21 protein-coding genes are annotated in these 21,962 nt (G+C 32.4%); 3 read left to right on the top strand and 18 right to left on the bottom strand.

Features of this window, described 5'->3' with window-relative positions:
• Positions 1-6: 6 nt before the first annotated feature.
• Positions 7-624 (bottom strand): recombination mediator RecR, encoded by a 618-nt coding sequence (gene recR, locus Q0912_RS13475; protein WP_299115971.1) that lies wholly within the window; start codon positions 622-624, stop codon positions 7-9.
• Positions 625-709: 85 nt separating this feature from the next.
• Entirely contained in the window at positions 710-3,259 is a 2,550-nt protein-coding gene (locus Q0912_RS13470; RefSeq protein WP_299115969.1) for a T9SS type A sorting domain-containing protein, read from the bottom strand.
• 79 nt (positions 3,260-3,338) lie between these two features.
• On the opposite strand from Q0912_RS13470, the gene Q0912_RS13465 reads away from it, so the two are divergent.
• On the top strand, positions 3,339-4,796 hold the full coding sequence (locus tag Q0912_RS13465; protein WP_299115967.1) for a sodium:solute symporter: 1,458 nt from the start codon (positions 3,339-3,341) through the stop codon (positions 4,794-4,796).
• Here the strand turns inward: Q0912_RS13465 and Q0912_RS13460 are convergent.
• Entirely contained in the window at positions 4,776-5,138 is a 363-nt protein-coding gene (locus tag Q0912_RS13460; RefSeq protein WP_299115966.1) for a CoA-binding protein, read from the bottom strand. The two genes, Q0912_RS13465 and Q0912_RS13460, sit on opposite strands and share 21 nt — an antisense overlap.
• Before the next feature lie 104 nt (positions 5,139-5,242).
• Here Q0912_RS13460 and Q0912_RS13455 point away from each other — a divergent pair, with 104 nt between their 5' ends.
• Entirely contained in the window at positions 5,243-7,717 is a 2,475-nt protein-coding gene (locus Q0912_RS13455; protein ID WP_299115964.1) for a TonB-dependent receptor, read from the top strand.
• A 428-nt stretch (positions 7,718-8,145) separates the two neighbouring features.
• Here Q0912_RS13455 and Q0912_RS13450 read toward each other — a convergent pair whose 3' ends face one another.
• The 15 genes from Q0912_RS13450 to Q0912_RS13380 form a co-directional block, all read right to left on the bottom strand.
• A complete protein-coding gene (locus Q0912_RS13450; RefSeq protein WP_299115962.1) occupies positions 8,146-8,565 on the bottom strand; it encodes a DUF6196 family protein in 420 nt (139 codons plus the stop codon).
• A 3-nt stretch (positions 8,566-8,568) separates the two neighbouring features.
• Positions 8,569-8,880 carry a hypothetical protein gene (locus Q0912_RS13445; protein WP_299115960.1) on the bottom strand — a complete coding sequence of 104 codons (312 nt, stop codon included), beginning with the start codon at positions 8,878-8,880 and terminating at the stop codon, positions 8,569-8,571.
• A 206-nt stretch (positions 8,881-9,086) separates the two neighbouring features.
• A complete protein-coding gene (locus tag Q0912_RS13440) occupies positions 9,087-9,923 on the bottom strand; it encodes a sulfurtransferase (protein ID WP_299115958.1) in 837 nt (278 codons plus the stop codon).
• Positions 9,924-10,000: 77 nt separating this feature from the next.
• On the bottom strand, positions 10,001-10,354 hold the full coding sequence (locus tag Q0912_RS13435) for a hypothetical protein (RefSeq protein ID WP_299115957.1): 354 nt from the start codon (positions 10,352-10,354) through the stop codon (positions 10,001-10,003).
• A gap of 160 nt (positions 10,355-10,514) precedes the next feature.
• Entirely contained in the window at positions 10,515-10,994 is a 480-nt protein-coding gene (locus tag Q0912_RS13430) for a hypothetical protein (RefSeq protein ID WP_299115955.1), read from the bottom strand.
• A gap of 24 nt (positions 10,995-11,018) precedes the next feature.
• On the bottom strand, positions 11,019-11,453 hold the full coding sequence (locus tag Q0912_RS13425; protein ID WP_299115953.1) for a hypothetical protein: 435 nt from the start codon (positions 11,451-11,453) through the stop codon (positions 11,019-11,021).
• Between the two features lie 136 nt (positions 11,454-11,589).
• Positions 11,590-12,495, bottom strand: a complete 906-nt coding sequence (locus Q0912_RS13420; RefSeq protein WP_299115951.1) for a hypothetical protein — start codon at positions 12,493-12,495, stop codon at positions 11,590-11,592.
• A gap of 247 nt (positions 12,496-12,742) precedes the next feature.
• Positions 12,743-13,261: a hypothetical protein gene (locus Q0912_RS13415; RefSeq protein ID WP_299115949.1), complete on the bottom strand. Its 519-nt coding sequence runs from the start codon at positions 13,259-13,261 to the stop codon at positions 12,743-12,745.
• Between the two features lie 184 nt (positions 13,262-13,445).
• Complete coding sequence (locus tag Q0912_RS13410; RefSeq protein WP_299115947.1) at positions 13,446-13,889, bottom strand: hypothetical protein; 444 nt, start codon at positions 13,887-13,889, stop codon at positions 13,446-13,448.
• 177 nt (positions 13,890-14,066) lie between these two features.
• Positions 14,067-14,585 (bottom strand): hypothetical protein, encoded by a 519-nt coding sequence (locus Q0912_RS13405; RefSeq protein ID WP_299115944.1) that lies wholly within the window; start codon positions 14,583-14,585, stop codon positions 14,067-14,069.
• 159 nt (positions 14,586-14,744) lie between these two features.
• Positions 14,745-15,332, bottom strand: a complete 588-nt coding sequence (locus Q0912_RS13400; protein WP_299115942.1) for a hypothetical protein — start codon at positions 15,330-15,332, stop codon at positions 14,745-14,747.
• 109 nt (positions 15,333-15,441) lie between these two features.
• Positions 15,442-16,572: a helix-turn-helix domain-containing protein gene (locus Q0912_RS13395; RefSeq protein WP_299115940.1), complete on the bottom strand. Its 1,131-nt coding sequence runs from the start codon at positions 16,570-16,572 to the stop codon at positions 15,442-15,444.
• Between the two features lie 233 nt (positions 16,573-16,805).
• A complete protein-coding gene (locus Q0912_RS13390; RefSeq protein WP_299115938.1) occupies positions 16,806-17,420 on the bottom strand; it encodes a hypothetical protein in 615 nt (204 codons plus the stop codon).
• Positions 17,421-17,556: 136 nt separating this feature from the next.
• Positions 17,557-18,060, bottom strand: a complete 504-nt coding sequence (locus Q0912_RS13385) for a hypothetical protein (RefSeq protein WP_299115936.1) — start codon at positions 18,058-18,060, stop codon at positions 17,557-17,559.
• A gap of 147 nt (positions 18,061-18,207) precedes the next feature.
• The gene (locus Q0912_RS13380) at positions 18,208-19,218 is read right to left on the bottom strand and encodes a beta-ketoacyl-ACP synthase III (protein ID WP_299115934.1); all 1,011 of its coding nucleotides are present in this window, start codon (positions 19,216-19,218) and stop codon (positions 18,208-18,210) included.
• 213 nt (positions 19,219-19,431) lie between these two features.
• Here Q0912_RS13380 and Q0912_RS13375 point away from each other — a divergent pair, with 213 nt between their 5' ends.
• Entirely contained in the window at positions 19,432-21,873 is a 2,442-nt protein-coding gene (locus Q0912_RS13375; protein WP_299115931.1) for a prolyl oligopeptidase family serine peptidase, read from the top strand.
• The last annotated feature ends 89 nt before the right edge of the window (positions 21,874-21,962 follow it).

The following is a 21,962-nucleotide window of genomic DNA, read 5'->3' as shown; positions in this document are numbered from 1 at the left end:
AATAAGTTAAGATTTTAGTGAAGTTTCAAAAGGCACGCGATCCATGATACTTCGGCCAAGTGTTATTTCGTCAGTATATTCGAGCTCATTTCCTGCAGCAACTCCTCTAGCAATAGTAGACATGGTAATATTATAATCTTGTATTTGTCTAAAGATATAAAAGTTAGTAGTATCACCTTCCATGGTTGGACTCATAGCAAAAATAAGTTCTCTAATTTTTCCTGTTTTCACTTTTTCGACTAGAGTATTAATATTTAAGTCTTGAGGACCAATACCGTCCATAGGAGATATTTTTCCTCCCAAGACGTGATACAAGCCTTTAAACGAGCTTGTATTTTCAATGGCCATAACATCTCTTATATCTTCAACCACACAAATCAATTCTTCATTACGGTTTGGGTTTTCGCAGATTTCACATAAAGCTTTATCACTTATATTATGACAAGATTTACAAAAATTAATTTCTGCTCTTACTTTAGACAATGCATCCGATAACTGAAATGTTTGGTGCTCAGGCTGACGCAATAAATGCAACACCAATCTTAAAGCCGTACGTTTTCCTATACCAGGTAATTGCGACATTTCATTCACCGCATTTTCTAAGAGTTTTGATGAAAATTCCATAAGTGCGAAGTTACTGATTTTTGAACATAAAAAAACCCAATGGCAAATGATTTGCTATTGGGTTTTAGTTCTATTGGCTTTGTCACTATTTTAAAATGAGCTGCTTTGTTAGCTCTCCTCTTGAGCTATTTAGTTTCACAAAATACATTCCGGCTTCAAATGAAGACATGTCTATTTTAAATCCATTAAACAAATTGACTTTTTTTCCATAAAACACAAGCTTACCTGTTGTATTATATACTCTTACACTAACCTCTTCTGATGTATTCCACTTAAGATTAACTACATTAGTAGCTGGGTTAGGATACATGGATAAGGCATTAAGCTCAAAGTCATCAACACTTAAATTTTCATTATATAAATTTGATCTCCACAACCCTCTTCCATAAGTTGCAGCATATAACCTATTATCTGCTGTATTGACTTCTAACTCATTAATTCTAACATTAGGTAACCCATTATTAAATGGCACCCAGGTATTCCCTAATCCATTATCTGTATAATAGACTCCGTAATTCATACCAACATACAATCCATCGTCACCATTATCCTGCCAAGCTAAAGCCTGTGCTGAGAAATTTGGCAAATCCCAACGCATTGAAGTCCATGACGCACCATTATCATTACTAATATAAACTTTTTCATTATTTGTAGTCGCTATTGCTACTTTTGAGGGATCTGTAGGGTGAACTGCAATTTCATTTATTTGTACATTATTACCGAGACCCAATGGTGCTACAGACCATGACATACCAGCATTTTGCGTATAACGCAATGTTCCGTTAATTGCAAAGTACATAATTTGATTATTGGTAGGTGCAACTTTAAAATGATCAATATTAGACCCAAAATTAGGGGAAATTGATGTCCAAGAACCACCTCCATCAATAGATCTGTAGACTTCATCAAATGCACAATAGATAACATTTTGGGTTATTGGATCTTGCTCAAAGGGCACAATCCAATTCCAGTTATTTTGACCACCTTTACCATCTGGTTGTGATACACCAGAGACATTAACGCCACCATCAAAAGACTTAACAAAAGATCCAAATTGAGACGTTCCATAGATAATTTGCGAATTGTTTTTATCTACAAAACCTTCCATGCCATCTGCTCCCCACCAATCTGTCCAGTTGCCATCTGCCCCCAATACAGAAGAACCATTATCTTGCGAACCACCTGTAACCACTACAGGGTCAGTTTGGCTTATACCAATTCTATAAAATTGTCTAATTCCTAAACCTGTTGTTAAATCCGTATAATAACTATTATTAACAACCGTTGGATTTTCTGCTTTATATATACCACCATCAGTACCTACAAAAAGTTTAGCGTTAGAACCTGTACCACTAAATAACATAATATCTACGTCCGCATGACAATACCCAATATTTTGACCAAAAGCACTAGATGGCACCCATTGTGAACTAATATTAAAACTAACCCCACCATTTGTTGACCTCCAGGTGTTTATACCTGCTATGTGTACATCGTCAGCGTCATTTGGATTAATAGTAATATCCATATCCCTAGGTGCTTGCCCTACACCTGCATCATTTACATCTTCAGGATTAGATGAGTAACCAAAATAGTTTTTACCAGTATGATCTAACTTTGTAAAAGTAGCTCCACTATCAGTAGATTTATATATGCCGCCAAATGATCCGCCAGATGCTTCAACAATATAAACTACTGCTGGATCATCAGCAGAAACACCAATCATTTTAACACCATTAGAAAATCGATTAGGAGCAGCACCATTGACTTCAGTGAAATTCGCTCCATCGTTGGTTGACCTGTAAAAGGCAGTTCCTGAAGCATATATAGTACTTGGGTCTCCTGGTTTAAATTCAAAATCGTAACCCGTTCCTGTTGGTACAAAAAATATAGAGTTCCATGTTGAACCACCATCTACAGACTTATATAAGCCATTTCCTTGAACACTAGCATACATTTTTGAAGCATCAGTAGGGTTTATTAAAATCTTATTGACAGTGCCTCCAAACAAATTACCGTGTAGAGTCCAAGTTGCGCCATTATCTGTAGATTTAAATATAGTTCCACCTGTAGATCCCCAATAGTAAGTTGAACTATTTAACGGATCTATAGTAAGTGCATAAACGTCTATATTAGATAAATTATCTGTTAAAACCTCCCAGCTTGTACCACCATCAGTACTTCTCCAAACACCACCTGTTTCACCACCAACTATAATATGATCTATATCCCCCTCATCAACTGCTATTGCAGTAATTCTACCAACCCCTGGATTATATCCAGAAGTAGCATTCCAATACGTTGGTCCCATTTCTTCCCAGGTACCTACTACTGTTCTTGCTGCAACACCTTCGCTGTTTATTATTGCGTTATAGTTTTGTAACTCATTATAATAAAATTCTGAAGATTTCAGCTTCCCTGTCTCATCCATAGCGCGTTCTGCAAAATATTGCCAACGTTTAAAGGGTTTATAACCTGTACCTCTGCCTCGACCTACAGAATCAAAATGACTTTCTGCGACCTGAGAGATGTAGTCTACTGTATGAGTACCTTCGGCTATTAAATGCCTATAGTCTTGTGCAGAAATACTCATAGCAAATACTATAGAAACTGATAATAAGAGTATCTTTTTCATAAAATTGTAGTTTTTAAGTAGCTTTTTTTTTCAAATGTACTATTTTTCATAAAAATTTCTTGTAAAAAAGCGTCTATATATGAGTTCTTCTTCAATATTAATATTAATTGTATGCTATTTTGCTGTACTTGTTTTAATATCCTATTTCACAGGAAAGGAAGATACGAATGCTGCATTTTTTAAAGCTAATAAATCCGCTCCCTGGTATCTTGTAGCCTTTGGCATGATTGGCGCCTCTTTATCTGGTGTTACTTTTATTTCTGTTCCAGGAGCTGTTGAAGCCAAGCAATTTGGATATATGCAAGTGGTATTTGGATACTTTTTTGGTTATTTAATTATCGCCTATGTATTACTTCCGCTTTATTATAAGCTCAATTTAACTTCGATTTACACCTATTTAAAAGACCGGTTTGGCAATATTAGTTATAAAACTGGTTCTGTAGCTTTTTTAATATCCAGGACTATAGGAGCTTCGTTTCGCCTGTTTTTGGTTGCTAAAGTATTACAGTTATTGGTATTTGACAAACTTGACATACCGTTTGTAATTACTGTAATTATAACGATTGCTCTTATTTGGCTCTATACGTTTAGAGGTGGTATTAAGACCATTATTTTTACTGATACGCTTCAAACATTGTTTATGTTAGTTTCTGTACTGGTTACCATTGTTTTTTTAGCTTCAGCTCTGGATTTAAACAGTGTATCAGCAGTTATTGACAATGCTAAAGAAAGTAACCTCAGTAAGGTGTTCTTTTTTAAAGATGGTAACGACCCACAATACTTTTGGAAAAGCTTCCTGTCTGGAGTTTTTATCACTATTACTATGACTGGTTTGGATCAGGATATGATGCAAAAAAACTTAACTTGTCGTAACCTAAAAGATGCTCAAAAAAATATGGTATCATTTAGTGTTGTACTGATATTTGTAAATATGCTCTTTATGATTCTTGGTTTAATGCTCACCCAATATGCCGAAGCTAATGGTATTACAGCCAAAAAAGATGATTTATTCCCTACTATTGCAATGTTACCAGAAATAGGTGTTGTTACATCTGCTTTTTTCTTGTTGGGACTTATTGCTGCAGCCTACTCTAGTGCCGACTCAGCTCTAACCTCATTGACCACATCGTTTTGTATTGATATTGTTGAGATTGAAAACATGGCAGAAAAAGAACGCAAGAGGATTAGAAAACAAGTACATATTGGCTTTAGCATTATTCTAATTTTAATAATTCTATTGTTCAATACCATTTTTACTGATATTTCTGTAATCTGGGAGTTGTTTAAAGCTGCAGGATACACATATGGACCGCTATTAGGAATGTTTGCATTTGGCCTGTTGACTAAGTGGCAAATTAAAGATAAATGGGTTTGGATTATTGCAATAGTAGCTCCAATAATTTCATATATCCTAAATAGTAATTCTAAAGCTTTATTTAATGGCTACGAAATAGGTTTTGAAATTTTGATAATTAATGGAATCTTAATGTTTATAGGACTCTTATGTATTAAAAGATCAGTACTGACCAGTACCTAACAATACTAATGTACAAGCAGCTTCATAAGCGATCTTGCTTTGCTTTAATAAGTGATAGAATTCAGGGTTTTCTGTCCCAGGGTTAAAGATGACACGCTTTGGCTTTAATCCTATAATATAATCGTAATATAATTGCTGTCGCTTTGGGTTTAAGTATAGAGTTACAGTATCGACATTTTCATAAGGCATTAGCTCTAGGTCAATTTCTACATCATTTACTTTACCAGATTTAAGTCCAAAAGCTACAACTTCATGGTTATACATTCTTAATCTATTAATAGCAATATTAGAATAGCGTTGTGGCTTTAAAGAAGCTCCGATAACAAGTGTTTTTTTATTCATACTGTTAAAAAGATGTTAAGATATGTTAAATAAAGTAACTTAATGCAAAAGTAGTCGTCTACCCTTTAAGAAACTATCAGTCAATCAAAAAAATCAATCAAAAAATGAAGCATTTCTTCGCGATGCTTATTATGGCCTCATCATTCATAATAAGTGCTCAGCCCAATTCAAATTCAGAAATTAAAAACGGCTCCATATCTGGTCGTGTTTTAGACGCTGAACTTAATGAACCTCTGCCCTACGTTAATATCATTGTAAAAGACGCAGCAAAGAAACTAATTACAGGAGGTATTACTGATAGTAAAGGAATGTTTAACATTAAAAAGATTCCTGAGGGCGCAATTAGTATAGAGATTACTTTTATAGGTTATAAGAGCATTCTAAAGCAAGAGACTATCGGAAAAGGTAACTACGATATCAACATGGGAGACCTTATGCTTGAGGAAGATGCCGAAAATTTAGATGAAGTTACTGTTGTAGCTGAAACCTCAACAATTCAGCAAAAAATCGACCGAAAAGTCGTCAATGTCGGGAAAGATTTAACAACATCAGGTCCAACGGCTTCAGATATAATGAACAACATTCCGTCTGTTAACGTAGATCAACAAACAGGTGATATTGCCTTACGAGGCAACCAAAATGTGCAGGTTATGGTCGATGGTAAGTTATCAAATATTCCTGCTGCTCAATTATTAAGACAAATTCCTTCAACATCTATTAAGCAAATTGAATTGATTACAAACCCTTCTGCTAAATATAATCCAGATGGCATGAGCGGAATTATCAATATCATACTTCATAAAAATGTAAATATTGGCTTTAATGGAAACCTTAATTTTGGTTTAGGTTATCAAATTGAGCCCAAGTTTAATAGTTCTATAGACATGAATTACAGGAACCGTAAACTTAACTTTTATGGAAGTTACGGCAATAACATTTCGCGGAATGCTAATGAAGGTATTTTAGAACAAACTGAATCTGACTTAACACAATTATTCGACATTACAGATATACGTAATTCTCACCTATTTAAAGTTGGTGTAGATTATTACATAAATGATAAAAACACCTTTTCTGTATTTACAAATCAAAATATTTTTGATGGTGGTGCTTTAGGCAAAACTGATCTGATTTTTGAAAACAACCCTAGCATCAATCAATTTCAAATATTTGATAATACCAACGAAAATAATAGTCAACAATATAATGTTAACTATAAGCTAGACTTTAATAAAGAAGGCCATAACATAGAATTAGAAGCAAATTACAATATTTTTGATAACGATATCTTTACTGATAACAACTTTAGTGGTTTTGGAAGTCGACCAGATTTTGATGAATTTACTGATGTGGATAGAACCAGAACTGAGATTAATTTAGATTATGTAAATCCTTTATCTGACACCTCAAAATTAGAGCTTGGTGTACAAGCACGTTTGTTTGAAAACACTATAGATTACAACTCTGATGCTCGTGTACAAAATGAGTCTGGCAATTACATTCCTACGTCTACTAACTTTAATTACGAAAGAAATATTTATTCTTTGTATGCAAGTTATAGTATGCAAAAAGATAAATGGTCGTATCAATTTGGGTTGAGAGCAGAAACGGTTAATGTCGATGCATTGGCATTAGACACAGATCTAACCAATAACACGGTTACTGAATTTCCTTTTGAAAACGATTATACTCAAGTATATCCATCTGTCTTTATTACTTACGAAGCATCTGAGAAAAATTCATATCAATTTAGTTTTAGTAGACGTGTAGATAGACCAGGTGTAGGGCAAGTTAATCCTATTCCAGAGTTTAACACACCTTTAATTTCTCAATTTGGTAATCCAGAGCTAGAACCACAGTTTACCAACTCCGTAGAGGTCAATTACACTAGAAATTTAGAAAAAGGAAGTATTACAGCTGGTGTATTTTACAGACTCATCGAAGATGAAATTAATCAAGGTGTATTTGTAGATCGTACATCATTAGGTTCTGGTCGTGTTATCCTAAGAATTGACAACTTTGATAATACCTCAGCATACGGATTTGAAGTGTCGGGCAATTACAAACCAACAAAATGGTGGAGTTTTAATGCTAGTTTTGATATGTATGGTCGTACACAACGTGGTTTTGCAGAAACCTTAGACCCAACAATCCCTAACCCAACAGAGAGTGATATTGAGTTGAATAATGTTGAAGTTGATAACCTTATCTATAACTTTAGAATATTCAATAATTTTAGAGTGAGTAAAAAATTATCTTTCTCGGCATTTGCCATGTACAGAGGAAAAGATACTGGTCTTAATTTTGAAATGGACCCTATGTATTTTGCAAATTTAGGTATGCGTTATAATTTCTTAGAAGGTAACAAAGCCACATTTAGCTTAAACTTTAATAATGTTTTTGATACGCAAGAGATTAATATCTTAAGTGAGCGTCCATTTAGACAAGAAGTAGATTTTATGCCAGAATTTAATACCATTTACGCAGGCTTATCTTATCGTTTTGGTGGTGGAAAATACAGAGCAAAGTCTCGTAAACGAAGAGATAATGACGAAAAATCTGGTGGTGGATTTTTATAGAAAATGTTAAAACTTACACTATAGTCGCAAAAACTGTCACATTTTTTGCGGTAATGTGTCTTTAGTAAAAGAAATGCTTAAAAGTACATTTAATAGCTTACATAAATAGTTGATGGTTAGTGTTAATGTTTGACTATTAAATATAGGAAACCCGAAACGTTTGTTTCGGGTTTTTGTTAAATACACGTTAAAAAGCTTAAACCATGAAATAAAACCCAAAGTATTACGTCTAAATAAGTGAGATAAGTTTTAAGTAATAGTAATTATAAATTAATTTTTATAATAGTGTTAGTTAAGTTGGTTAATAGCAGAAAAGCCCAGACAATTTATAGTGTTTGGGCTTTTTTAATCTGTATTATGTAAGCTCAACTTTTTATCATTAGCTAAGTAAGAATAAGCCAATATAGTATAGCCATAGTTTATATGATCTATGCTCTTAATTGATGAATATAATTGATTATTTCATCTGCTACTTCAATTGGGCATCCATTATAATCAAATATTCCTCCAAGATTAGAATTTTGACCACAAGTAACAAATAAACCAGAGCCGAATTTTTCTTTAATTTTAGTAGCTAGCCAACCAACAAAACCACTATTATCTAATCCAGGTTTAAAATGAAATCTGAAAACCCTGAAATTTTCAGTGCCTTCTTTTTCAACTGGCACCAAAAGACTCCAAACTTCGTCATCCCTAACAATTGCCAAGGCATTTGAGTCCATAACAAAATTATCTAAAGGTAATTCTCTGAAATAGTATGACTCTTTATAAACCTTAAAGCTTGAAGATTTTAATACCTTTATTAATCTATCTTCCGTTTGCTGTTTAGTTTCTTTACTAATATACATCGACTATAATTGTTTGAATATATTCACTCCGATCTCTTTTCTATTTTCAGAAGACATTTCAAAGTTCTCTTTCAAAATGAGTTTACCATTTTCATATGAAATTTCGCAGATAGAAGTTCCGTGATCCATCATCCCATTATATCTTATCTGACAATAACTAAAGTGTAATTGATTATCTTTTACGTTGCCAACCAAATATCCTTTTCTAATTTTCCCACCTGAATAACTTGCAGAAACTAGTTCTTGATCTTGTTCAAAATCAAAAATGGTATCTGAGTTAACGATTCCATTTGGAGCAGTACTTATCACATTCATTTTAATATTTTGAAACATATTATCAGTTCTAATTGTAAACAATGGTCTTATAACCTCGTTAAGAGAATTAAAGATACAGCTTTTCGGTTAAGTTATTGCCTAGGCTATTTCGAGTAGGTTTGGACAGCTTGAAATGTATTTTGGAATGACCAACGTGTCAACACAAACTAAGCAAACTGGTATAGGCAAATTGTATTTACACATTGTTATATAATGTTTTTTAAGTTATTCAGCTCAGCCCACTCAGTCCAGGAACCGTCATATATTCTTAGACTATTTCCATAACTTATTTTATTTGCCAGCATTATAATACAAGCTGTTAAACCCGAACCACAACTAAAGACCAACTCTTTTTCCCCTCCACATTTACCCTCAAATAATTCTCTCAGTTGGTTTTTAGTTTTAAACTTTCCGTTATTTAAAACTTCCTGAAATGGAATATTAACAGAGTTAGGGATTTTACCACTTTTTAGGTGTCTTCTAGGCTCACTTTCAGTACCATTGAATCTTCCCTCTGATCTGGCATCTGCGATCAAGAATTTTTTTTGAATTGTATTTTCCTTAATCTGCTCTAGTTTCACGACTAAGCTCTCGTTATATTTTGCCTTGAAGTTTCCGGTTTGAAATGTCTCCAAATGTTCATTTTCGGTTTGAAAACCCTCCTTAATCCAGTTGAGAAGCCCTCCATCTAAAACGAATATTTCTTTATGTCCCATAACATTAAACAACCACCAAACTCGTGGACTCGAATAAATTCCATTATTTTCAAATACAATAATTTCCGAATTTTGATTAATCCCAAGTCTTCTGCATTGGAGTTCAAATTCTTGAGGTTTAGGAACTGTGTCCGGAAAAGGACTGGATTTATCTAGAAAAACGTTCTTTAAATCAAAACGCCTTGCACCTGGAATCGTACAATCAAATTCTTCGAATTCTTTTCCACTAGCATTAGATTCGATACTTGCATCAAGAACTATTAAATTAGGTTTGCTTAAATTCTTATTGAGCCATTTGGCCGAAACTATTTCTCTTAATTTTTTCAAATATTATGTAGTGGTTTTGGCAAAGATTTCTTTGTGTGTTCAAGCAATTAATTATACACGTTGTTGGGCATAGTTTTTTATGTCATTTCATTTATAAAATCCATATCCAATTGTTTATTATCTGTGAACGATTTGCAAATATATTCTAGCACTTGCCCGATTTCAATAAGCTTTTCTTCTTCCATATTGTCAATTTCGAAACCATCACTTTCATTGTAATTATACCCAAAACTAGATTGAATCCGATATGACAAGTGCCAAAGCTCCGTGCTCTTTTTCAGGCGATCATTTTTGTTTAATTCCATTCCATTAAGATTATCAACGAAAAGTATTAATTCCGCAAATAGACTTTGATCAAAGTAACCTTCTTCAGATAGTCTTTCGTAAAAAGATCCTTCAGTCCCATTTATATTTTCTAATAATAAGTCCATTTTCTCAAATTATGCCCAACGTGTTTGTGTATGGCTCGTTGCGGGAAATCAGCTATGATTTTCCGCCGTAACCGAAAGATAGCAAATTGTAATGAATTTCGATTAAGGAATTTCAGTCGTAATGAACTAAAGCCGTTGTTAGGTGTTGGCTTTCATTCTGCTATAAATGGTTAAATTCAAATTTTAATATTTTTTCTTTTAAGTGAATTTCAGCTTCGATAGGTTCATTTTCATCTTCCATATCCAAAAATTCAAATCCATAATCAGTCCGAAACCAACTTCCTCGATATTTAGTTTTTAATAATGAATCAGCTACCAATTTGAAAAATTCCATATTCTCATTTCCTGCAATTAGATATCGACCTCTTTCGCTTCTGAATCTTTTTAGTTGGTCAAAATATGGTTCGGTTTCGATTTGTTTTATAATTCGTTCAAGTTCTGATTTATTCAGTTTGATATTAATATTCAGAGTATAGTCGCTTTCAAATCCATTGTGCGATATATCTTCATCTTTAACAACTTCATAGTTTTCGCCAAGGTCAATATTTAATTCATTTTCTAGTAAAATTATCCGCTTTTCTTGATTTGAGCAGGAAGCTAATAGAAATGCTAGAAGTAAGAATTTAAAAATGTATTTCATTGGTTTTTCAGCTTGCGTACAACGTTATTTTATTGTCATTAATCTTTCCAGTTTTTCATAATTCCTGTTCAGAAACAAATGATAATATTCAATTGCTTTATCAAGGTTAAATCCCCATTTATCAGTCACTTTCATTTTAGTTTTTTCGGCTAATAGTCCAAATAATGGTCGAGTTTTAACAGGTCTGTTATACCATAGAGAAAATTCAGGTTTTCCATTTTCCAAAGTTGCTGTAATTCCAAGACTTCTTTTGTCAATTAAATTCTCAAAATCTAAAGATGGACTGTAATAAATTTTTTCGTCAGGAATATTGTCCATTGATTTCAAAATTTCTAACCAAGAATAATATTTAATCAATTCGATAACCTCATAACTATTCAATTCCTTTTCAGGATATTCGATTTCGGATTTATCAGGATGGCAGATTGAGTATTGTAGGTCATTTCTAATGTTGTACAACGGTTTGTATATGGTTTGTTGCGTGTTTTAAGCAACTAATTTAGTAAACAAAAACGAACGCGAGAAAATTCCGCAGGAATTTTACAAATAAGCACTTGCCAAAGCAATTAATTATACACGTTGTTGCCAGTAGTTTTTATCTTATTTCAATTTGCTCGTTAATCGATTCAGACAGTTTTAAATCAAGATTTAATTTTGTTTTTACTTTAAATATCTTAAATCCAATCATTTCATAGTCTTTTTCATAGTCGTATGTTTCAAAGTATTCTACTTTTTCTAAAAGTCCATTTTTGTCATAAACTAATTTTGTTTTGTTTCCAATTTCTAATTTAGAAGTATATTTTTCTTCACACTCTATTAATTGCCCGTTTTTATTATATGTTTTTATTTCTAATTTGGAACTGTTGTCTCCATCATCATAATACGTTTGAAAAATTCCGATTCTTCGGTTGTTTTTATATTCGTATTTCCAATCCCAACGTAATTTATTGTCATAAACCTGTTTTAAATAAATTACTCTATTTAAACTATCATATTCTCTCTGATAATAATAAGTAGGATTTAAAATTGATTTAGTTTGATTTGAATTTAAGTCATATTCAAAAGTTGTTTTATTATATAATGAATCCGTTAAAATATGATATCTTGATTCGTCAATAATTTGGTCTTTAGAATTATATGTGAATTTTATTTTCCAATATGGATAAATACTTTTTTGGTAATCAGATTCATATTGAATAGATTCGGTCAATTTTCCATTATTATATTCATAAACTTTGATTTTATCTGTTAATCGTAAATCCGTATTATGATGCTTTCCAAAAGTTATTTTTTTCAATAAGATTCCACTTGAATTGAAATATAATTTTGCATAAGGTCTCTTTCTGCGATTAGTTTTTCTTTTCGTTAATTCATCATCAGAATTGCGTTTATAATTTTGTCCGATTAATTGTATTTCTATTACACCAACTTTTTCAGATAAATTTTGACCAAATGATATGGAAGAAATAATAGCGAAGATGATAAAGAGTGTTTTATTCATTTTTTTTAAGTCTTTATCAAATTTAATTCAACTCTCTTACTATGAAAAACAGGAATGAGTAAATAGTCTATTTGATTGAGTAATCTCGTAAAATTGCGGATTTGGTCAAATTACTGGCAACGTGTTCGTGTATGGTTAGTAGTGTTAGCATGTAAGTTAGCAAAAAAGAACGAAGAGTGTGGAAATTCGGCAGAATTTCCCGAACCACTTTTAAACACTATTAACTATACACGTTGTTGACAATAGTTTACTTTTCAGCGTTGTTATATTTTTCTATTATGTACATTATATTTTTTTGAGTCCCTTTAAGTGCATCAAATTCTTTTAAAATTTTTGGTTTATCTTCTATTAGAGGCCTAACTTGGGAATGGGCTTTTTTACCAGAAAAGAGCGAACCAATATCAGTAGAAACTATTTTAGAATCATCCTTTGATACATAAAAGATAGTACCATCAATTAACTGAAAAACTTTTATTCTTCCGTTAATAATTCTTTTAATATACCATTCATCATAAATTGTTGTAATATAGCAGTCGCCGTCTAAACCTTTTAAAGACCTGATAGTCTTAACTTCACTTGGATTAATTAGTGTTTTCTTACCATTTTTATTTTTAATTTTAAAACTCACTTTTGAAGGGTTTACAAAATTAGTCCTTCTAATAACTTTACCATAAATAGTGTCATTATTCTTAGTTATTATATATTCTTTTTCCTGAGAAATAGCAAAAAATGGAATTAATAGGGTAAGAATTATTAAAGCTCTCAAATGATGAATTTTAATTATTTAATATCGTTTGGATTTAATTATTGCCAACGGTGATGTATATGGAAAGTTGCGGGTTTGCGTGCGAGGAATTTCCGAAGGAAATTCAGACGTAGTAAACGTGCAACGACCTTTGATTAAGCACAAAATAGCAATTTTTTATATATTGTGTTGTGCATAGTGTTTTTTATTTTTTAATCAGTTTTATAATCAAAAACGGAATTCCAATTCCCAATCCAATAAATATTGTAGTGTACAATTCAAATGGTTCAGTTACTATATATTGAGGCATTAAAGGATTTTCAGGTTTTCCAATGAATGTTAAAATCAAGAGTCCGATTCCAAACATTATGATTACAGAAAATAAAATGGTTACAATATCCATTATTAGTTCGGTTAGCTTAAAATCAGTTCTTGTTGAGTTGTATAGCATTCCGAATATGGGAATCGTTGACAAAATCAGATAGTCAAAACGAGTGCTTGAGAACGCAAAAAAATAATTTGTTATCGGTAGTAACTTATTTGAAATCCCAACCATAAGTCTAATTCCAAAACCTGAATAAAGTCCAATAAAAGTCAGTAGACTAATACCGAAAATCAGGTATTTTAAATTCTTTGGTATTTTATTCAATTCGGTAGGTTTTGCGGTTGGTTTACATTATACACAACGGTCTCGTATAACCGTCAGTTACGGGTTAATATGCGTTTATTTTCGGTTTAGCACAGACGTTAGCAATTCCGAGTGGATTCGGACGTAGTCGGATCCGCCGTAATTGCGGTTATACATTGTTGTGCAACGTTATTTTTATTATTCAGTTTCGTTAAATTCAATTATTGTGTCAAATTCAAAAGTTTCATTATTTGCAACCATTTCGTGTTCGAAATCAACCATTATTTTTCCGACTGCTCTGTAATTTCTTTCGTCAATTTTATTCAAAGTCAGCTTAAGAATATCAAAAGGATTATGAGCATTTCCAAGATATACAGAAGCTTCTGTTTCCGAATTTTTATCAGTCTGAATTAAAATTCCGTCCAATTCATCTGGATTCGGCAAATTCAAATTCATCCACTCAATAATCATTATGGTTTCAACTGGTTGCGATTCGTATTCAATTCCTGAATCAAATGGTTTTAATGGAATGGAAATCCTATGAAACAAGGTTTTCTTTAGTCCTATATTTTCGTTCTCAAACCAATACTTTTCAACTGTTCCTTTTTCAGCTTGTGTTTTATTCTGTAAATCAACCATTATTTTTTTGTAAAAGGGGATTTCCTCTGTTTTTAATTCAGAGTTTTGTTTTTTCTTCCAAAAATCAAATATTCCCATAGTTCTTGGTAATGTTGCACAACGGTTTTGTGTATGAGTAGTAGCGATTTAATAGTCACTACTTTTCGGAAAGTAAAATACGAAATAAAAGTAATAACGATTTGAGTTATAAACCAAATAGCTATTACTTATACACGTTGTTGTACAACGTTTTTATTACTAAAACTGATAGCCAATACGTAAGTGTAAATTTATTGCAGTTTCTCCTTTGTTCTTGGTAAATCCTGCGTTTTTAGAAAAATAATGAATATAACCAACTCCAATACCCGTTTCATAGTTAAAATGTTTCCCTAAGTTTCTTCTAATTCCCCAAGTTGGAATTATTGATAAGTTATCTACTATTTGTGCGTTTTTATCATCCCCAAAGTCGAGAAGTAAATCATCTGAACGAAAACTTGTTTTAAGAGAAAAGAAATTCCCACTATTATTGTCTATTCGTTTTGATTTACTCGCTCGTTTATCGAGATTATAATACCAACGCGGTTCTAATGTAATAACGGTAGTCATTAGAAAATCAGCATCAGGATAAAAATCATCATTACTATAGGCATCAAAACCTAATTCAGTTCGAAAAGCAATTTGATTAGAAAGTTTTAATTCATTGTAAACCCAAAGTCCAGCAAATCCTGTCTGAATTCCGAAGATTGATTTTTCTATACTCTGTTTTTGTGATTCTTTAGGTGTGTTTTGTGATTTTACAATTAATGCAAGTCCACAAAATAACAATGTCAGTACGTTTTTTTTCATTTTATTATAGTTTATAAATTTAACTGCAAATCAATAAATTTATAATGATTTAGGTTGACCAATAGAAGCATTGGTGCGTTATTATATGTTAAAAAAACATTGAATAACTTTAAGAAATACTTTTTTTGAATTCAGAAGGTGAGAGTCCAGTTTCTTTTTTGAAAATTCTATTGAAACTGGTTCTTGATTTAAAACCGCATTCGGACGCAATTCCAAATAGGTTATAATTTTTATAGCTATCCAAGTTTATCTTGACTTTTACCTCTTCCACACGATACTTATTTATTAAATCATAAAATGTAGTGTTCAAGTATTGATTTAACATTGTGGACAGTTTTTTGTCTGTTGTAGAAAGTTGTTTTGCTAATTTTCCTAATGTCAAATCTTCATCCAAATATGGCTGTTCAGTTTTTATAATAAGTTCAAGTTTGTTTTTCAGGTTTACAAACTCTTCTTTTTTATCAGAAGGTATTGTCTTCTTTTTTTTCTTATTAATTTCAGGTTCAATTTCATTATATAACAAAAAGGTTGGTAATAATACTTTAGATTGGTTTACACCATAATATGCCAAATATGAAACTAAAACAATCATAGCCAATACAGAAATATTGTCGACATTCCATTGAAAATCACCAAAAAAGGACTCATATATTTTAAGGACTAAATCAACACTTATAATACCCAATGTGGACAAAAGCATAATCTTTATCCAATTAAAATCAAACTTCGTCAAGTTCGAATATTTGTATTTGGTTAATTTTTGATATTTTGATAACAATTGTAATGAAATAATCAAATACAGGATGAAATAGAAACTTTCAATTCTAAAAAAAATGAATATAAAATCTTTTAATGCATACGAAAAGACATCAATTTTAAAACTCGTATATAGAAGCGTTGGAATTGTAATACCGAAAGCGAACAATAAAGTAGGAATAAAGTGTGGTAGCATATTCTTAACTAAATTATCTTCTTTTAAAAATAAAGACTTTACATATAGAAATAATAAAGGGCCTAAAGTAATTTTTGTTATATCATTTGGAAAAAAACAGAGTTTTATTAGCCAATTTATATTATGTAACAAAGCATAAAAGTATACAGCTACAAAAAACAGAAGTAAAAAAAGTAGTATTAATATTTTTTGAGGTAGTTCTTTAGATTTAATTCTTAATAGTCGCAATAAAATTATTGCAATAATTACGATGCCACCCACCAAAAAGAAATCTAAAATTAAATCCATTAATTAAAATTTAGTTTTTTTCAATGTTTGAAACGTTCATTTGCATAACTTTCTAATGTGTAAAGTTTGTGTTGAGGACTGTATTTAATGTTGTACAACGTGTTCGTGTATGGTTTCGTTGCGTGTTTAAGCAACTAATTTAGCAAATACAAACCAAATAGAAAATCCGCGAGGATTTTCGTAAGTAGGCGAGTACTAGCAATGAATTATACACGTTGTTACCTGCAGTCTTTTTATTCAGTTTTGACATAATTCGACAATACTAATACATAAAACATCTCATCAATATTTTCCATATTTTCAGGTAAGAAATGCATAAATACAATATTCTTATTATCAACTTTTCTAATGCTTAAAAAGTTCGAACTATATGTTAAGGATTTAATTTGTTCTTTTGGCAGAATTTTCAATAAAGCTTTGTCTTTTATTTGACATTGAGGTTCGTCATAATTTAAGGTTAATTCTCCTTTGCTTATTTCCCATTTTCCACTTATAATCTCTTCATTGTCTAAAATGTTAAATTTTCCGTCATTCCTTATTTCAATTTTCTCAAATACTTGCAAGTTGTAAGGTTTTCCACTCGATGTTTTAATGGTGTTCAAATTCCAACTTCCGATTATTTCTTTACTAATTAATAAACTGTCCTTTTTAGTTAACAATTCCAGTCTTTTATCGTCTAAAATATGGATATTAATGGAATCTAAATTTTTAGACATTTCACTTTTTAATAGAACCTTGCCTTTTGGGTTTAGAGAATCATAAACTACAATAATGTCTTCTGGACTTACTTGACCAAATCCAAATGTACAAGTTAGTGTTATTAATAAAGTGATTAGTTTCTGTTTCATTCGTTGCGTTTAGATTGCAGGTAACGGTCTCGTATAACCGTCAGTTACGGGTTAAAGTACACAAACTTTTCGGTTAAGCACTGACGTTCGCAATTCCGAGTGGATTCGGACGTAGTCGAATCCACCGTAATTGCGGTTATACATTGTTGTGTGTAGTTTTTTTTAATCGGTTAATTATTTTTCTTGCTCTGCTTTCCACGTTTTTCCATTCCCACAATTCTGGATTTCCAAATTCAGGATTTGTGCTATTCCAATTTTCAGCTCGTCTTTTTGAATTGACAGATACTTTACATTTTATTTGGTTTTCTCCGTTTTTCAAGTCAAGATGTATAAAAATTATTGCCCAACCCACTATTTGATAGCGGAAAGTTTTTCCATTACAATATTTTGGATTCAGCTTTATTTTCGAGGTAAAGAACTTGCCTTTCGATTCAGGATTATAAATTCCAAATCCGAAATGTACTTTTCCGTTCGTTAATCCATTCTCAAAATAAGCTCGAAATTCAGACAGACTGTTTATCCGAACTATTTCTTTTTCCATTTCAGAGTATGATTCATAGAATTCAGTTTTTGAATCCAAAAGAATATATTCAATCAATTCAAAAAGTTGATTTTTATCTATGGTTTCTGTTCTCTGCATTGGTTTTTCTTAAATTACATACAACTAGTATATATCAGTACTTTTTAAAATTAGTCAAAATTCGATATTTAATGAACAATAATAGTCGTCTAGGCGGTATTACTCATTTACAATTAAGTACAAATATTTATAAACATTTGTACACGTCTACCACTTTATAATAGCACTGCCCCAGGTAAAGCCACTACCAAAAGCGGCTAAGACCACATTATCTCCTTCTTTTACTTTACCTTCTTCCCAGGCTTCAGTTAAAGCAATAGGTATGGATGCCGCAGTCGTATTTCCATATCGCATAATATTATTATACACTTGATCGTCACTTAACCTAAATTTCTTTTGTATAAACTGTGCAATACGCAAATTTGCCTGGTGCGGAATGAGCATATCAATATCTTCCTTTTGTAAGTTATTTGTGGCTAGGCCTTCTACAATGGCTTCACTAAAACGCACTACTGCATGCTTAAACACAAACTGTCCGTTCATGTAAGGGTAGTAAGAGACGTCGTCCGGATTGTCATCTTCCATAATGGCATCTACCCAACGACCTGTACTTGGACCTTCTAAGGCTAATTCCTTAGCATGCTTACCTTCAGAATGCAAATGCGTGGATAAAATCCCTTTAGAGTTATCTTCTTCTCTACTTAATACTGCCGCTCCTGCTCCATCACCAAAAATAACGGTCACACCTCGTCCACGGGTTGAGCGCTCTAAACCACCCGAATGATTTTCGCTACCAATCACCAAAACGTTTTTATACATACCTGTTTTAATAAACTGATCGGCAACAGATAAGCTATAAATAAAGCCCGAACATTGATTACGCACATCTAAGGCTCCAATAGTATCCATTTCTAAAAGCTCTTGTACGCGCACTCCACCTCCAGGAAAATACATATCTGGGCTTAAGGTTGCAAATACAATAAAGTCAATATCATCCTTGGTTAACCCAGCACGCTCAATAGCAATTTTAGCGGCTTTAGCTCCCATAATTGATGTGGTATCATCACTGGTTTTTGGGTCTATCCAACGGCGTTCCTTTATACCTGTACGTTCTTGAATCCACTCATCACTTGTGTCCATCCATTGCTTTAAATCATTATTGGTGACAACGTTTTCCGGGACATACTTTCCTAAACCTGTTATTCTTGAATTGTACATAAAAAGTTCTGTTTTTTATTCCCACGAAAGTGAGAATCTCATTGATTATATAATTACAAATTTAACCCATTTCGTACGAATCTTACATCAATTCGTTATGCATGCATAATAAAGTGTTTTTTAAGTTTGATCAATGCTAATTTTAACATCTCTATCACATTTTAAAACTACATTTTTCAGTACCTTAAGACACTAATCAATTATCAAAAAAACATGAAACATTTAATCAAACTATTTGCATTACTTTTTCTTCTCAATGGTTATGCACAACAAAGCTTAACCTATCAACAGCCTTCTGAAGAAATTCTAGAATTAGCCGATGTAGAATTGGCACCAGGAGTACAAATTGATAGTAAAGGTGAACACATGATACTCCTCTACCGCAACCAGTATAAATCTATTGAAGAGCTATCTGAAACCGAATTACGACTTGCCGGATTACGTATTAATCCCGTGACCAATATTGGTAGTAGAACCAATTATTATACCAATATTAAAGTTAAAAAAATTAGAGATAAAGACGCTAAACAAGTATCTGGATTACCTGAAAATGCAAGACTTTCGGGTTTTAGCTGGTCACCAGACCAAACCATGATCGCTTGTTTAAACACTACATCTAAAGGAGTTGAAGTTTGGGTGCTCAATATTGCCAATGCTTCTGTAAAAAAATTAACAGATGCTAATGTTAATGCGAATATGCGAAGTACCATTAATTGGTTTAAGGATAATAAAAACCTTTTGGTAAAAATGCTACCAGGTGATAGAAAAGATTTAATCGATACTGATGTAGCTGTTCCAACAGGACCAACAGTTTCTGTAAGTGATGGTGCCAAAGCCCAAAACAGAACCTATCAGGATTTACTAAAAACTCCAAATGACGAATTCAACTTTGAGCAATTAGCGCGTTCTGAAATTAAAAAAGTATCCATTAATGGTGACATTCAAGATTTTTTAAGTGCCGATATGTATCGTGGTATTAGCTTTTCACCTGATGGAAAATATATTATGATTACTAAAGTAAAACGTCCATTTTCTTATATAGTAACGTACACAAGGTTTCCGAGCGAAAGTATTATGTATGATGTCAATGGTAAAAAAGTAAGAACCGTTAATGAAGTACCTTTAGACGAAGTTAGACCTAAAGGCTTTATGTCTACAAGAATGGGCAAGCGTAGAATGACCTGGAGAGGTGATAAACCTTCAACATTAACATGGGCAGAAGCTTTAGATAAAGGTGATCCTGCGGTTGAAACGGATTACAGAGATGTTGTATACGAACTTAGCGCTCCATTTAATGGTAAACCAAAGGAGATTTTAAAAACTAAACAACGCTTTGCTGGTATAGAATGGGGAGATGATAATACTGCGATTGCTTACGATTATTGGTGGAATACAAGAAACTTAAAAACCTATTTATTCAACCCTTCAAACGGAAAAGCTAAAGTTATTTCAGATAGAAACTATCAGGATAGATATAGTGATCCTGGTAATTATGTGACGTCTAGAAATGAATTGGGCAGATCTGTTTTAAATATAAATAATGATAAACTCTATCTTATGGGAGCAGGCTATTCTAAAGAAGGTCAATTTCCGTTTATAGATGAATACAATATAAAATCAGGAAAAACAAAACGACTTTATCAATCTGAATATACCGATAAGCTCGAGAGCCTTAATTATGCTATCGATATGAAAAAAGGTGAGATTCTTGTACGTATCGAATCTAAAAAAGAATATCCAAATTACTACATAAGAAACATTAAAAAGGATGAATTAACACCAATCACTGCCTTTGAAAATCCTTTTAAAAGTCTGGAGGAAGTTGATAAACGTGTTATTAATTACAAACGTGATGACGGTCTGGATTTAGAAGGTACGCTCTATTTACCTTTAGATTATAAGGAAGGTAAAAAATATCCAATGATACTTTGGGCATATCCACGTGAGTTTAAAGATAAGGCCAGTGCATCGCAAAGTACTGCAAACCCAAATGAATTTGTTTATCCATATTGGGGCTCGCCAATATATTGGGTAACTAAAGGTTATGTCGTTTTAGATGATGCAGCATTTCCAATCGTAGGTGAAGGAGATGAAGAACCCAACGATTCTTTTAGAACGCAATTGGTTGCCAATGGAAAAGCAGCTATAGATGCTGTAGATAACCTTGGCTATATTGACAGAGAAAAAGTTGCCGTTGGTGGTCATAGTTATGGAGCATTTATGACAGCCAACCTACTGTCGCACTCTAACTTATTTGCCGCAGGAATTGCCAGAAGTGGAGCCTATAATAGAACATTGACACCTTTTGGTTTTCAGAGTGAAGAACGTAGCTATTGGGAAGCACCAGAAATTTACTATAACATGTCACCATTTATGCATGCTGATAAAATGAAAACACCACTACTCTTAATCCATGGAGTCGCGGATAATAACTCAGGTACTTATCCATTGCAAAGTGAGCGTTATTTTAATGCATTAAAAGGGCTAGGCGCACCTGTAAGGTTAGTAATGCTACCAAAGGAAAGTCATGGTTATAGAGCTAAAGAATCTATCATGCACATGCTTTGGGAGCAAGATCAATGGCTAGACAAGCATGTAAAAAATAAGAAGAAAAAAGAAGAAGTTATTGAGAGTGCAGAGGCAATAAAAGATTAACACTCTATTCTATAAAATGCTAAAGCCACTCATAACAGAGTGGCTTTTTTATGTCATCTTGTCACAAATATTGTCTTGGTATTTTATTT

The sequence above is a fragment of the uncultured Winogradskyella sp. genome, from assembly GCF_947498345.1.
Taxonomy (GTDB): Bacteria; Bacteroidota; Bacteroidia; order Flavobacteriales; family Flavobacteriaceae; genus Winogradskyella.
This window is presented reverse-complemented; position numbering and strand designations above follow the sequence as displayed.

Excerpts from the sequence above, each read along its gene's own strand:
- Q0912_RS13435 (WP_299115957.1), bottom strand. The coding sequence starts at position 10,354 with ATGGACTTATTATTAGAAAATATAAATGGGACTGAAGGATCTTTTTAC.
- Q0912_RS13460 (WP_299115966.1), bottom strand. The coding sequence starts at position 5,138 with ATGAATAAAAAAACACTTGTTATCGGAGCTTCTTTAAAGCCACAACGC.
- Q0912_RS13405 (WP_299115944.1), bottom strand. The coding sequence starts at position 14,585 with ATGGGAATATTTGATTTTTGGAAGAAAAAACAAAACTCTGAATTAAAA.
- Q0912_RS13385 (WP_299115936.1), bottom strand. The coding sequence starts at position 18,060 with ATGCAGAGAACAGAAACCATAGATAAAAATCAACTTTTTGAATTGATT.
- Q0912_RS13455 (WP_299115964.1), top strand. The coding sequence starts at position 5,243 with ATGAAGCATTTCTTCGCGATGCTTATTATGGCCTCATCATTCATAATA.
- Q0912_RS13430 (WP_299115955.1), bottom strand. The coding sequence starts at position 10,994 with ATGAAATACATTTTTAAATTCTTACTTCTAGCATTTCTATTAGCTTCC.
- Q0912_RS13445 (WP_299115960.1), bottom strand. The coding sequence starts at position 8,880 with ATGAATGTGATAAGTACTGCTCCAAATGGAATCGTTAACTCAGATACC.
- Q0912_RS13470 (WP_299115969.1), bottom strand. The coding sequence starts at position 3,259 with ATGAAAAAGATACTCTTATTATCAGTTTCTATAGTATTTGCTATGAGT.
- Q0912_RS13450 (WP_299115962.1), bottom strand. The coding sequence starts at position 8,565 with ATGTATATTAGTAAAGAAACTAAACAGCAAACGGAAGATAGATTAATA.
- Q0912_RS13465 (WP_299115967.1), top strand. The coding sequence starts at position 3,339 with ATGAGTTCTTCTTCAATATTAATATTAATTGTATGCTATTTTGCTGTA.
- Q0912_RS13390 (WP_299115938.1), bottom strand. The coding sequence starts at position 17,420 with ATGAAACAGAAACTAATCACTTTATTAATAACACTAACTTGTACATTT.
- Q0912_RS13420 (WP_299115951.1), bottom strand. The coding sequence starts at position 12,495 with ATGAATAAAACACTCTTTATCATCTTCGCTATTATTTCTTCCATATCA.
- Q0912_RS13395 (WP_299115940.1), bottom strand. The coding sequence starts at position 16,572 with ATGGATTTAATTTTAGATTTCTTTTTGGTGGGTGGCATCGTAATTATT.
- Q0912_RS13380 (WP_299115934.1), bottom strand. The coding sequence starts at position 19,218 with ATGTACAATTCAAGAATAACAGGTTTAGGAAAGTATGTCCCGGAAAAC.
- Q0912_RS13375 (WP_299115931.1), top strand. The coding sequence starts at position 19,432 with ATGAAACATTTAATCAAACTATTTGCATTACTTTTTCTTCTCAATGGT.
- Q0912_RS13400 (WP_299115942.1), bottom strand. The coding sequence starts at position 15,332 with ATGAAAAAAAACGTACTGACATTGTTATTTTGTGGACTTGCATTAATT.
- recR (WP_299115971.1), bottom strand. The coding sequence starts at position 624 with ATGGAATTTTCATCAAAACTCTTAGAAAATGCGGTGAATGAAATGTCG.